At 56.8% G+C, this 12,685-nt stretch carries 9 protein-coding genes; 5 read left to right on the top strand and 4 right to left on the bottom strand.

Going from position 1 to position 12,685, the window contains the following annotated elements:
* Window positions 1-17 precede the first annotated feature (17 nt).
* A complete protein-coding gene (locus CQ011_RS17230) occupies window positions 18-722 on the top strand; it encodes a DUF3800 domain-containing protein (protein WP_105678936.1) in 705 nt (234 codons plus the stop codon).
* A gap of 190 nt (window positions 723-912) precedes the next feature.
* Here the strand turns inward: CQ011_RS17230 and mobF are convergent, their stop codons facing one another.
* The gene (mobF, locus tag CQ011_RS17235; protein WP_105678937.1) at window positions 913-5,244 is read right to left on the bottom strand and encodes a MobF family relaxase; all 4,332 of its coding nucleotides are present in this window, start codon (window positions 5,242-5,244) and stop codon (window positions 913-915) included.
* Window positions 5,245-5,742: 498 nt separating this feature from the next.
* Here mobF and CQ011_RS17240 point away from each other — a divergent pair, with 498 nt between their 5' ends.
* Window positions 5,743-6,096: a hypothetical protein gene (locus tag CQ011_RS17240; RefSeq protein ID WP_105678938.1), complete on the top strand. Its 354-nt coding sequence runs from the start codon at window positions 5,743-5,745 to the stop codon at window positions 6,094-6,096.
* A gap of 217 nt (window positions 6,097-6,313) precedes the next feature.
* Here the strand turns inward: CQ011_RS17240 and CQ011_RS17245 are convergent, their stop codons facing one another.
* A complete protein-coding gene (locus CQ011_RS17245) occupies window positions 6,314-6,736 on the bottom strand; it encodes a hypothetical protein (protein WP_105678939.1) in 423 nt (140 codons plus the stop codon).
* 730 nt (window positions 6,737-7,466) lie between these two features.
* Between CQ011_RS17245 and CQ011_RS17250 the strand changes: the two genes are divergently transcribed.
* The 3 genes from CQ011_RS17250 to CQ011_RS17260 all read left to right on the top strand — a co-directional run bounded on the left by CQ011_RS17250 (window position 7,467) and on the right by CQ011_RS17260 (window position 11,455).
* Window positions 7,467-8,366: an AraC-like ligand-binding domain-containing protein gene (locus CQ011_RS17250; protein ID WP_286161250.1), complete on the top strand. Its 900-nt coding sequence runs from the start codon at window positions 7,467-7,469 to the stop codon at window positions 8,364-8,366.
* A gap of 121 nt (window positions 8,367-8,487) precedes the next feature.
* Window positions 8,488-9,918: an aldehyde dehydrogenase family protein gene (locus tag CQ011_RS17255; protein WP_105678941.1), complete on the top strand. Its 1,431-nt coding sequence runs from the start codon at window positions 8,488-8,490 to the stop codon at window positions 9,916-9,918.
* A 16-nt stretch (window positions 9,919-9,934) separates the two neighbouring features.
* Window positions 9,935-11,455 (top strand): GMC family oxidoreductase, encoded by a 1,521-nt coding sequence (locus CQ011_RS17260; RefSeq protein ID WP_105678942.1) that lies wholly within the window; start codon window positions 9,935-9,937, stop codon window positions 11,453-11,455.
* Window positions 11,456-11,947: 492 nt separating this feature from the next.
* Here CQ011_RS17260 and CQ011_RS17265 read toward each other — a convergent pair whose 3' ends face one another.
* Window positions 11,948-12,208 (bottom strand): type II toxin-antitoxin system RelE family toxin, encoded by a 261-nt coding sequence (locus CQ011_RS17265; protein ID WP_105678943.1) that lies wholly within the window; start codon window positions 12,206-12,208, stop codon window positions 11,948-11,950.
* Window positions 12,205-12,468: a type II toxin-antitoxin system Phd/YefM family antitoxin gene (locus CQ011_RS17270; protein WP_105678944.1), complete on the bottom strand. Its 264-nt coding sequence runs from the start codon at window positions 12,466-12,468 to the stop codon at window positions 12,205-12,207. Before CQ011_RS17270 ends, CQ011_RS17265 begins: the two co-directional genes overlap by 4 nt.
* Window positions 12,469-12,685: the final 217 nt, after the last annotated feature.

A 12,685-nucleotide genomic window follows, 5' to 3' on the forward strand; every position in this document is an offset into this window, starting at 1 on the left:
AAAATTAGACTGTTCACGTGCCTTTACCTTTAGATCGCCTCATCTACATCGATGATTCTGGACATCCCAAAAGCGGACTCGTCGTTTACGGATGGATTGAGTTCTCACCCGATCGGTGGTCATCAGTACTGCGGACCTGGCTAGACCTACGCAAAAGACTCTGGCGCGAGTACAGAATCCCAGTCACTGAAGAACTGCATACCACCGAGTACGTCAACGGCCGTGGACGCATCTCAACCAAGATGCCAGATAGATTTATCCATAATGGCATTGAGTTCTGGAAAGATTTTGGGAGAGAAGTAGCCTTAGAATGTTTAGAAACTTTGCGCTACACCGAAGGCCTGCGACTTGGTGCCGTCTATCGAAGCGGCGAGCCTAAAGCTCTCGCGCAGACGAGAACAGAAACCTACTTGTCCCTCGTCAACAGATTTGAGTCAGAACTAGAGGAATCGAATTCTTTAGCGATGATCATGATGGACGGCGATGGCACTGATGATTCCTACAAAAATACCCATCGAAGCCTAGAACTCAGCAAAAGACACGTGATTGAAGATGCTATCCATCTCGACTCAAAAACTTCGCAGTTGGTTCAGATGGCTGATCTCGTTGCATGGAGTGCCAACGCCCTCATCGACCAGCATCCCAAAAATGGGTTCGCTCAAGACTGGTACCCGAAATACCTCTCAGAACGCGATCCAGAGCGCTTGCCCAAAGCAATCTAGGAGTTAAACAGCTAGACCCCCTGATCTCAAGTGTATGAGGGGGGTCTGCACCTATAACTATAGTTGTGCGCGCGTGGAAAAATCAACCCGCCCGTAATAGCATGGGGTATATAGCAAGGGACAAGGACTCGTGCTTCATACATCGAAGAAACCCACGGATTTCGTGGGTTACTTTCGTTAAGTTCCTACCCTACGTAAGCGTCGGTCCGTGAGGTCCTTTGCGGCGTAGCTCGTCATCCTGAACACGGTTCTTCTTCTCATCATGCAGTTCAGTGCGGTTCCTGCGCAGTTTTTCCAGCAGCGACTCCGCCGCCGGGGTTGGCTTCTGTCCGCTCATTTCATGCTCGAATTCTGCCGGCACGGTGTTCTCCTGCTCTGTCGTGGGTTGCGTGGTGCCTTGGCTCAGTCGGCGCAGCTGGGCAAGTTTCGCTTCAGCGCTAGTAGGGCTGAGCGTAGTGGTGGCCTGATCATTCTTCTGCTGCACTGCCTCGGTTTTAGCTGCTTCTAACATTGGCTCACGGGTGGTCAGTTCCGAGTGCTTGTGCAGCGCAGCCGCGCGGTTACGCAGACTTTGCGCGACTTCGCTTTTCTTCAGGTGCGTTTTTGGCAGTAGTGCTGGTTCTGAGTCAGCGATGTTGTAGGTGCGCCGGTAGGCTGCGATTTCGGCCGCGACCCGGCGCCATTCTTCGGCACGGTCGCTACGTCCCGGCACAGGACCTAGTGCGTCCAACCATGCCGGTGGGTTCTGCGCCAGTTCCGCGCCGACCCGCTGATGCTCGGTATCCAACGTCTGACGGTATCCGGTGAGCTGCTGCTTCCACGCATCTGGGGTGCGCGGATCATGCAGCTCGGCCGATGGTGCGTACCATTCCCCTAATTCGTTGCGAATATGTGCTGGTTGAAGGTTTGGCTGTTCGAGCTCGCGCAGTTCCAGCTCGCGGCTGATGCGTTCCAGAATGGTTGCCGCAGCGGTGCTGTGCAGCTCATGGCTGCGGCCCAAGGTCTCTGCTTGGCGCAGCAACTCTGGCAAGTTTTCTCGTCGTTGCTGCTCTTCGCGCAGCTTATCCAGCGACCAGGACAACAGTTTCTCGTTGTTCTCCGGATCTGAGGGAACTTGGCGCAGAAGATCGTCGCCAGTGGTTTTGACCCGGTTAGCTAGTGCGTCATCGGTGAGATGGCCATACAGCCGGCGCGTATAGGGGCTCAGTCCTTCCTTAGTGGCCAGCTGCGTGGCAGTCTCCCGGTAAGGAACAGCCAGGATGTCTGCTTGCGCAGTCGCTCGGCGTTCCAGCTCTTCCAAGTGTTCGGTGGCTACGTCGCGCAATGGGCGATGTGCTTCGGCAAGTGTTTCTGTACGGTTTTCGATCAGCGGTTCCATGCGCCAGGCCAGCACGGCTGCTGGCTGGTCGGCATTAGCGAATTCGCGTTGGTGGTAGGCATCAGCCAACAGCGTCTCAAGCTTAATCCCACGGGCTTCTGCGTTCTGCAGGTGGTGGGTGACGGCTCCCCACGCAGGATCGGCAAGGAACGGTTCGGCCACACGAACGCCAACGGCGCTGCGGAAGACCTGCTCAAAACGCGCGTTCCGCGCTTGATCTGCCAGATCCCGATAGATCTCTCCCAGTCCGTTCAGATCGCGTGCCTTGTCGTGTTCGCGGGTGATCGACTCGTGCGCAGTGACGTTCAGGTCAGTACGTCCAGCGATGCCCTTCAGCACTTCATCTGGGCGTTCGTTCTCTGCCAGTCCCACATAGATCTGGTTGTCATACTTGCCGCGGCTGGTCGCCACATACGCACCAGCACGATCGCTCTGGCCGGTGAGCAGTGCATGGGCCGTATCAACGGTGGCACCTTGAGCGGTGTGGACGGTGTCTGCGTAACCAAGGATCACATGCTTTTCCGCATAGGCAGCGGGGATCACTGCGAGTCCTTGATGCTGCTGATGGCGTGCCAGCAGGTTGCCGTCTTCAATGCCTTCAACAACCCAGGAATCGTTATTTTTGACGAAGTCTTTGCCCTGATGGACACTGATCCGACGGTCATTGTTCTTCGTCAGGATGACATCGCCAGCATAGATCTGCGCGTTGTTCCGACCCCTCAATGACTGAGCATCATCAAGCTGTCCATGGTGCAGTCGGTAGGCTTGGGCCTTCTGGTTCAGGCGATCAACGTGCGTGTTGGTTCCAGCGAGCATGAGGGATTTACGGCCCTCGTTGGTGTCTTTCTGCCACGCAGCAAAAACCTGGTCAGCCATGTGGTCCACAGTGCCGGCTTGGATCTTGCCTTCGGCGCGGTAGTACGCCCACGGGTCGTCTTTACCCACAGCTGGTGCTTCACGCAGTGCTAGGGAGGCGGCGGCTTCTTCCAGGTTCGCGGTGCCGTCTTCGTTGCGGAAACGGTGGATCTCCTCCAAGTTCACCAGCTGCTCTTCGGCGTTCAGCAGACGCAATAGTCCGCCGGCTCCGACGGCGGAAAGCTGCTTGTCATCGCCGATGGCCCGCACCAAAGCACCGCGCTTTTTAGCTTGCAGTATGAGGGTCACGAACTGCGGGGTGCCAAGCATCCCCGCCTCGTCAACCAGAACAATGTCACCGGGGTTCAGCTTGTCCGGTGCACGCAGGAGACGGTCAACGGTCATTGCTTCTGCGCCGACTTCGCTGCCTAGCAGGGAGGCTGCTTTCGCTGATGGTGCGACAGCGACGACATGATGGCCACTGTGCTGCATTGCCGTGACAGCAAGACGCATGGAAGTAGTTTTGCCGGTGCCGGCCGGCCCGATCCCGGCGACCAGTAGCTTGGGGCTGCAGGAGAATTGCTGAGCCAGCGCAATCTGTTGGGCGTTCAGTCGGCCGTCGAAGTTCTCCAGGACGCGCTGGAATTCACCCTGCGTCACCGCAGGAATGACATCTGTGCGGGCGGCCTGCACGGCGGTATGTTCAGCTTCCAGAATGGTCTCGGAAGTGTAGAGGGCGGCGTGGGGTTTCTGGTACCGGTGCACCGCGGTGACTGCCCCGGGAACGGCTGCTGGGACGGGCAGATCAGGAGTGACTTTCAGGCTCAAGGAGTCCAAAGCAGCGGCCCGGATCTGAACGATGATGCTGTCTGCGACGGGTTGTGCTTGGTACTCGTGGGTGAGTTGTCGGCGCACTTCGGCTTCCACATGAGCCGTCGTCCACGTGGACCGGTTCTGTTCCAGACGGGTGATCGTCGACTGCGCCAGAGCCTCGATCTGCTCGGCGGGCAGGACGTCCACCAGGTCGTAGTTCGGGTTCCGAGTTTTGGAATAGGAACGCACCGCGGTGAACAAGTCATCGCCTACCAGGGCGCCTTCAGTAGCGCTGAATTTGGTCTGCCAGTGCCCGGTGAGCTCAGACAGAGAACGGCCTTTCTTCTTTTCTGCACGGGTTTCCAGTGTGGCTTGCTGGGAGAGTTTGATCAGCTGTTTCGCATTCGGGGCGCGTCCGTGACGTTCTTCAAAATCAGTGACCAGCTGTGCAAGGTTCTCTTTAATGCTGCTCCGGCGTGAGGAAGCCGCTTCGATCGCGGCCACCGGCACGCCGCCGATTTCGATGATCGGACGCTTGCCCTCCACCGCTCGAGCAACTGGGGAAACGCCTAGTTCTTTGCAGACGTACTGCATCACTTTGGCGTTGTAATGCTCGGACGCGGACACCGCGTACTTATGCAATACCGTCCCGTCAAGGGCGCTCCACTTGCCATCCATACCCAGAACCTTGTTGGAGACGACGATGTGATCGTGCAGCTGCGGATCACCGTCACGTGAGTCGTAGTGCCGGAAGGAGGTGTAGATCAACCCTCCCGCCACGTCTTCGGACCGCACACCGTTCTTCCCACGCCGGGTGAAGGTGGCGTTGGTTTCCAGGTACGTCATCGCGTCCTCGATCGCCGCATGATGCGCCTTCTCAATGACGGCTTGGACGTTGCGGTCGCTGACTCCCCAGAGGTAGGAGATGCTCTTGGAGGGGGAGAACACCATGTCGTATCCGGCGACCGCGTTGGACCCTTTATGGGTCTGGCGGGAGATGAACTGGGAGAGCTCTTCCTTATTCTTGGGCTTGCGTCCATGCAGTTGGTGGAAGTGCTGTCCGCCGGCTTTGGCACGGATGATGCGGCGTTCATCAGCGGTAGGTTCGCGGTGCTTCAGGCGGGTGAAGTCACCCATGGCTGTGGTGATTTTCTTGGTCAGGGCTGCATCGAACTGGTCGAAACGCTTGTAGCGCTGGCCGAGCTTCGCGTCAATCTTCGCACCGGTTTGCGGATCGAGCTGCCCTGCGAGGGGGTGCTGTCCCAGTCCGTAGAGCAGTTCCATCTGCTCTTCAGTCACCGCGCCGGACACACCAAGATTCTTCGCCCCACGCCCGCCCCAGATCCCTGGCGGGTGGCCCGTCACGGTGTAGTAATCCCCCAGCGTCCGGTCACCGGTGCGCAGTTCATCGGCCGAGGCGACTTCACGGGTGTAGTACTGATACCCGTCCCCTGCGCTGAGCTTATGCAGGGTCATCACACACACGATTCTAGCAATCCTGGCCAAAGTTATCGAAGATGCAAGAGGTGTGACAGACCAAGTCTTTGAGAATCGGGTAAAAATACTGGCCGGAGGTCGTTGACCGTTTCTCAAAGTCGACTGGACGTGTTCAGCTGAGGGACGAGGATGGAGGGCACACGGGAAGAAAGATTGATCTGACCATCAAAACTTTTTTCTTTTGGTGCGGTTTTGCACATGCGATCTTGGCTGTGTGCAGGTGTGGCCAAGGTGGGTTTGATAGGGTCGCAGCTGTGCCCGGTCAAGTCTCTTGTGTTAAACCGTGCGTGGAGTTTTCCACGTGTGGGCGGGTGGAGATGTTTTGCGATCTCATGGCCGTCCCCAGGTGGGAAACTCCACGCAGGACAGAGCCTGAGCGCCAGCGAAGTCCGTTAACGCATTTTTGGGCCGGGGTGCGCGAGGGGTGTCCCCTCGCCAAAAAGTTGTTGTTGTAGATGGTGAAGGAAAAGATATTAGATGAGTAAGCCACGCAAATCCTCCGCCGCGTTAGCCGCCAGGGAGAAAGCACGCGCGAAGGCCGAAGAGATCACCCGCCGTAACGAGGAGCTGATCGAGCTGGCGGCAGGGTTCTTCGTCCACGAGGATCAGCTCGCCAAGATTGACGAAGACACCGAACAGAAGATTGCGGAACTTCGCGCGGCAGCTGAGCAGAAAAAGACCACCACGCAAGCCGAAGCCATGAAGGTGGTGGGCCAGATGCTGGAGACGGGTGAATCCAAGAAATCGATCGGTGAACGTCTCGGGTTGAGCAGCGCAGAGCTCAAAATGTATATTCCGCCGGTAGCCCCGAAGCCACAGGAAGAAAAGTAAACGGGACATCGTGTGCAATATTTAGCAGTGATCTGTCGCTAGTCACGAACCGCTGACTTCTCCAGCAGTGCCTTAGCTAAGCACGCTCTGGATTGTCCGACTCGTTTTAGGAATGACCCAAAATCACACAGGAACGACTAGCGCGGCAAGATTACTGCGCCACGCGCGAAAGTGCCCTTCGCACTTCCTCTAAGAAGTACGAAGGGCACTTTGAACCTTATTGAGCCCAGCTGGGGTTAAACGGTTCGCACAGTCCATCAATGGGTCGGAACTCCTGCGGGTCCAACCCTTCCAGAGCTTCCGGCCCATCAGCTTGGCCACTCGCCCAATACCAGTACGCCTCTTTACTGATCGCCAGACTTCGCGCGTCACGCGTGCGATACCAACGTGCGGTTACGTCCCCTTCGACATAAGTGCAGTACCCAAATAGCTTTCCTTGCTCGTCTTCGGTCTGCGCGACGGCGAAGATAATGTATGGCCAGGATCCTAGATCCCATCCGTCCCGTCCCCATGCTGAGAGTTCATTCCAGCTAGTGCCCGTCAGGCTCGCCATCCAGTCATACCCTTCGCCGTAGACGTCCCGCTCGGGCATGGCTGGGACGGCGACAGTTTCCTGGGTGTCTTTGGTTTTGGCCTGCATCTTTTGGTTCCTTTCGCCTTGGGTGAGAGGGACAGGGAACTAACCACCTGCCCAACGTCTCCCCCAGTTGTTTTTTGCCTGCTGGCGAAATGAAATGAAGCGGGGCTAGCCGGAAAACCCATCAACCCGTCAGGGGTGCTCCACCCAGAAAATCTTTGGCCGGAAGAAGCGACGAAGGAGCGCGGACCTAAGAATTTCTGGGTGGAGCACGCCCGAAGCGCAGCGAGTGGCTTGTGGGTTTGGAGGTGGCCCGTACACTCCGAAGGACAGCAGCAAAAAACAGAAAAGAAGACCGGCCGCCAGGCCGGTCCACAGCCGGCCGCACCAGCGGACGCCCGCTTCTTCTAGACAGCAGCTCTAGGTTCTCCCGTTACCCCGTAGCTTGCCGAATACGTCTTTGACTGAGCCGAGCCGGCGGATCCATCAGAATTTGCAGCAGAAGCCCCTTTGGTTCTCGGAGCCGAAGACTCAGTCCCTGATTCAGGCATGAGTTTATTGGAGGACACGCGAATATTTTAGGTGACCCCCTTGGCGTGTTTTTGCTGGCATATTGACTTGAAGCACCCAAAATCCGATAGCTACTTAACAGCGCGCGGCGCTCCTTATCAGCCTAGTCCGGAAAATCCCAAGACAGTCGAGTCACCAGGTGGCGTAAGCTACAGAGGAACATGTCGTTGGGGGTTCCATGTATCAAAGCCAGCAGGCACATTCGTTTCTTGAGTGGAAGAAAATGATCTCAAGCACCTTTGTGCCATTAGAAGCCAAACCGCTATCCTCCGCGCCATTCACTGGCCGACTTGATGGCAGGCAGCTACATGACGTTGGCATCATGCGGCTGGAAGCTGGTGCCCAAACAGTGTTCCGCTCCCCATCACTCATTGCTCGAGGGGGAATTGGGCACTACAAATTAAGCCTTCAGCTCTCTGGTCATGGGTTGCTGTTACAAGATGGGCGCGAGGCAGTGCTGGAACCAGGAGATGTGGCAATTTATGACACCCAGCGCCCCTACTCACTGACTTTCGAGGAAAACTTCGAATGTGTAGTACTCATGTTCCCGCAACACCTACTCGGGCTGTCAGTTGACGACGTTTCCGAGCTCACCGCCGTACGCATGGGCAAGGGCAACCGACTAGCCGAATCTGTAGCACCTTTTGTGGCAAGTATTGCGGCGCAACTTCCGGAGCTTAAGAGCCCGATTGGCCACCGGCTGGCACTGAATATCGTTGATTTGCTATCTACTATGCTGGCTGATGAAATCTACTCCCGCCCTGAACAGAACACCGATAACCATGCAAGGTTGCTGCGAAGGATCCAGCATCATATCGAGGCGAACCTCGGGGACCAGAACTTGAGCCCTGATGCCATTGCCAGTGCCCACCACATGGCCACCCGTACCCTGCAGAAAATTTTCTCCGCCTCCGGGATTACGGTTGCCAGCTGGATCCGCGAACGCCGCATGGAAAGATGCCGACGCGACCTTGCCGATCCTTTATGCAACCACGTTCCCGTGGGTGAGATCGGTGCGCGTTGGGGATTCGCCGACGGCGCTCATTTCAGCAGGGTTTTCCGTGCAACCTACGGCCTTTCGCCGACTCAATATCGGAGCAATCCGATACCACTAACAGGCTAGGACGCGAACAGACAAGAAGCATGCGGGGAAAGCCAAGACCCCGTGCTATGACCTGGGACACACTTGAGGTAAGTCGTTATCCGCCGGGATTCCCCGGACGACCCGATCTCAAGGAGCTCTTATGTCCACCGAATCCATCCAAATCTTTGCCACCGCGGAAGATCTACTCGCTTCCATTGAGCCTGTAACTGGCGGTCGGGAAATGCTCGATCCGGCCACCGGCGAGGTGGTAGGTCGTGCACCAGAACACACGGTGAGCGACCTGAATGCCGCCATCGATGCCGCCCATGCCGCCCAACCAGCCTGGGCGGCACTAGGTCATGAAGCCCGCAGCGCGGCAATGAATGCCGCCGCGGATGCCATCGAATCCAATGCCGAAACCTTGGCAGTGCTGCTATCGCGAGAGCAAGGCAAACCGTTGAACGGACCCAACGCACGCTTCGAAGTCGGAGCTTGTGCTGCGTGGCTGCGTACGACGGCTGGATTCGAGCTGGAGCCAGAGATTCTCGTAGACGACGAAGGCGGCAAAGCCGAATTGCACTATCGTCCGTTGGGTGTGGTGGGAGCCATTGGCCCATGGAACTGGCCAATGATGATTTCAGTGTGGCAGCTAGCCCCGGCACTACGCATGGGCAACACCGTGGTTCTCAAACCATCGGAATACACACCGCTTTCGGTATTGGCTTTGGCTAAAATCATCAACAGCGCATTGCCAGAGCATGTGCTCCAAGTAATTTCCGGGGGACGCGAGGTTGGCGAAGCATTGTCCGGCCATGCGAGTATCGACAAAATTATGTTCACCGGGTCCACCGCCACGGGCAAGGCGATCATTCGTTCCAGCGCAGACACGGTCAAACGCATCACGCTTGAACTTGGCGGAAACGACGCGGGTATCGTGCTGCCTGACGCCGATCCGCAGGCTATTGCAACGGACCTCTTCTGGGGCGCCTTCATCAACACCGGTCAGACTTGTGCTGCACTCAAACGTCTGTACGTGCATGAGGACATCTACGATGCTGTGTGTGATGCACTAGTTGACGTTGCAAGCCAGATGCCGATGGGCGTGGGACTGGATGAAAACAATGTGCTGGGCCCACTACAGAACAAAGCACAGTTCGATATCGTGGCTTCTCTGGTGCAACAGGCGAAGGAATCCGGTGCTCGAGTGCTGGTAGGTGCAGACCCACAGGACGGGCAGCCGGGATATTTCTACCCGACCACGTTGGTCGCGGACATCGAAAACACCAATGCGCTGGTGGCACAGGAACAGTTCGGTCCAGCCCTTCCCATCATCAAATATTCCACCACCGAACAGGCCATTCAAATGGCCAACGGGCTAAATGTGGGCTTGGGCGCCTCCGTCTGGTCCAGCAACATTGAGGCAGCCCGTGAAGTCGCTGCCCGCATCCAGGCAGGCACCGTATGGATCAACAAGCACGGCGCCGTAGACCCACGAGTACCCTTCGGCGGTGCGAAGCAGTCCGGCTACGGTCTGGAATTCGGTGTCGCCGGTCTTAAGCACTTGGGCCAGCCTCAGATCATCAGCTACTAACCAGAAACGGAAAACCATGAACTACGACTATCTCGTCATTGGCGCCGGCTCCGCCGGCAACGTCATCGCCCGCCGACTGCTCGACGCTGGAAAGCGCGTGGCGATTCTGGAAGCTGGCGACCAAGACACCAACCCCAACATTGCTCAGCTCTATACACTGGGCTTGCTCTGGCACAGTGAGCAGGATTGGAATTACTACACTACCGAGCAAGCTGGTGCCTCCGGACGCCGGATCCACCTACCACGCGGCAAAGTTATGGGCGGTTCCCACGCGTTGAACGCCACCATCTGGGTTCGCGGGGACCGCACAGACTACGAGTCTTGGGAAAAAGCAGGTTGCGCGGGGTGGGGTTGGGATGATGTCCTACCCGTCTACAAAGCCATCGAGAACTTCGATGGAGGCGCCTCGGAATCTCACGGAGATTCAGGTCTACTTGATGTCATGCAGGACTATGCCCGCAACCCGATTCAAGAAGACATGCTGGCCGGTGCCGTGGAGACCGGAATCCCGCACAACGAAGACTACAACTCCGGAGACGTCGAAGGTGTCTCCCGCATACAACTTAATGTGCGTGACGGCAAGCGCTTCAATACCTGGCATGCATACCTCAAACCGGTGATGGAACACCCGAATCTAACCCTGCTTACCGGTGCGCACGTGCGCCAGCTGATCATAGAAGACGGCCACGTGGCTGGCGTCGAATTTGATCACGAAGATGAACGCAAGACCCTACGCGCCGGGGAAACTGTACTGTCTGCCGGAGCCATCAACTCCCCGGAACTATTACTACGCTCGGGCATTGGTCCGGAGGCAGAACTACGTTCCGCGGGTATCACCCCGGTCCACAATTTACCCGGCGTCGGCAAAAACCTGCAGGATCATTTGCTCTCCCCGGTCATCTTCACCACCGCTGCCAAGCCGGTTCCGATGGGCGAGGTGGCACCGGCTGAAGTGCATTTCTTCGCCAAGAGCCGACCAGACCTTCCCGGCTGCGACACGCAGCCACTGTTCTTCTCAGTGCCAATGTACTCACAAGACTATGCCCCAGGAGAGATGACTGGTCCGGATAACGCGTTCTCCCTGCTCGGTGGGCTAGTTCGCCCGCAAAGTCGCGGAGAAATTACGCTGAGCGGTCCAAATGCGCAAGATCCCTTGCTGATCAATCTTGGTGCGCTGTCCGAGCAGGCCGACGTTGATGCGCTAGTGGCTTCCGTACGTCAATGCCGGGAAATTGGCCGCTCGCAGGCTCTAGCCGGCTGGGGGCCTGAGGAGATCTATCCGGGTCCGGAAGTGTCCGACGATGATCTGGAACGCTACGTCCGGGATTCGGTGGTGACCTACCACCACCAAGTTGGTACCTGCAAGATGGGAATCGACGAGCTGGCGGTCGTTGACCCGACCACCTTCAAGGTGCATGGTCTCAGCGGCATCCGCATCGCCGACGCTTCCATCATGCCACTGGTTCCGACGGGCAACACCAACGCACCCTCAATAATGATCGGTGAGCGCGCAGCGGCTGCACTAATCGGTTCCTAACCCAGACTAGCCCAGCTGGAACCTGCCCTTGTGCACAGTTCCAGCCTGGGTTGGCCATGGCTATGGCTGTGGCCATGTGAATCAAACCCGATAAACACGAACATCCACAAGGGCTGGCGTCCATTGCACCCACTATTTATTGCTTGGAACACGACACAGCTTGGCTATCGACGAAGAGCGCAGGCGCGGGGCACTGAAGCGAACCGAAGTCTGATGCAGCCAGATGACGGACCCAGCATCGCTCACGGCAGCCCACTAACCAGCTCGCCTGAAATGATTTTCGCAGCTAACAGGCACATATGAAACGAGCCTGCGTGCGTTTCAATGATTTGTTTACATTGCCGATAGGAGCAGTGCTCATGTTGGCGTTAGACGCGCGAGGGCGGCTAGCCACTCGAATCGCTATTCAGTCAGCCCACAGTGTTTTAACCAGCTTATTTACGCACTCACTACAACGTCCCAGACACGATTAGCTGACAACCTAGGCAACGACTACCTATAAACCTCGCGACGGTGTGCCACTCGGACGACCGTGACAACAAGAACAGCGTCCAACACCTCATAGAGAACGCGGTAGTCACCAATCCGAACCCGCCACGCGTTAGTTTCACCTACCAGTTTCTTACACCCGCTAGGACGAGGATCCCCCTCCAGATCAGCAATACCAGACAAAACACGCCGCCGTATACCCGGGTCAAGCTTCCTCAGCTCTTTAGCAGCCGCAGTGGTAAATTCGACGCGGTACGAACTCACGCGTCCAGCTCAGCGCGCAGTTCACTGAGGCTCATACGCTCACCGTCATCAACCAACTTGGCTGCTCGATAATCGGCGACGTCCCGGAGCATCTCCAGCTGCTCCAAAAGCTCAAAATCTTCAGGCCCGATGAGGACTGCAGCAGGCTTCCCATTCTTCGTAATCTGCACACGCTCATGCCCATAGCTAGCCCGGCTCACAGCATCAGCGAGGCCATCGCGAAGAGCACGAATCGTGACAGAAGAGGTAATCGAGTTCATGTAACCACAATATCACTTGTGTACACAATGGATGTTTTTAGTCAAAAGCGGGAGCACCTATGACTCGCTTCGAAAACGGTCGTTTTTGACACACTTGTCACGCGACTTGAAGCAAAACACGGAACAGTTGAAAACTCAACAGATTTTTTCGTCGGAATCGTCGCAATACTCAGTACCAAAATCTATGTTTCGATACACCATTGTGCGCACGAGTATT

This window comes from Arthrobacter sp. MYb213, from assembly GCF_002979915.1.
Taxonomy (GTDB): Bacteria; Actinomycetota; Actinomycetes; order Actinomycetales; family Micrococcaceae; genus Glutamicibacter.

What these genes read in the sequence shown, in the direction of transcription:
- mobF (WP_105678937.1), bottom strand. Translation starts at nt 5,244, where the DNA reads ATGACCCTGCATAAGCTCAGCGCAGGGGACGGGTATCAGTACTACACC.
- CQ011_RS17240 (WP_105678938.1), top strand. Translation starts at nt 5,743, where the DNA reads ATGAGTAAGCCACGCAAATCCTCCGCCGCGTTAGCCGCCAGGGAGAAA.
- CQ011_RS17245 (WP_105678939.1), bottom strand. Translation starts at nt 6,736, where the DNA reads ATGCAGGCCAAAACCAAAGACACCCAGGAAACTGTCGCCGTCCCAGCC.
- CQ011_RS17250 (WP_286161250.1), top strand. Translation starts at nt 7,467, where the DNA reads ATGATCTCAAGCACCTTTGTGCCATTAGAAGCCAAACCGCTATCCTCC.
- CQ011_RS17255 (WP_105678941.1), top strand. Translation starts at nt 8,488, where the DNA reads ATGTCCACCGAATCCATCCAAATCTTTGCCACCGCGGAAGATCTACTC.
- CQ011_RS17260 (WP_105678942.1), top strand. Translation starts at nt 9,935, where the DNA reads ATGAACTACGACTATCTCGTCATTGGCGCCGGCTCCGCCGGCAACGTC.
- CQ011_RS17270 (WP_105678944.1), bottom strand. Translation starts at nt 12,468, where the DNA reads ATGAACTCGATTACCTCTTCTGTCACGATTCGTGCTCTTCGCGATGGC.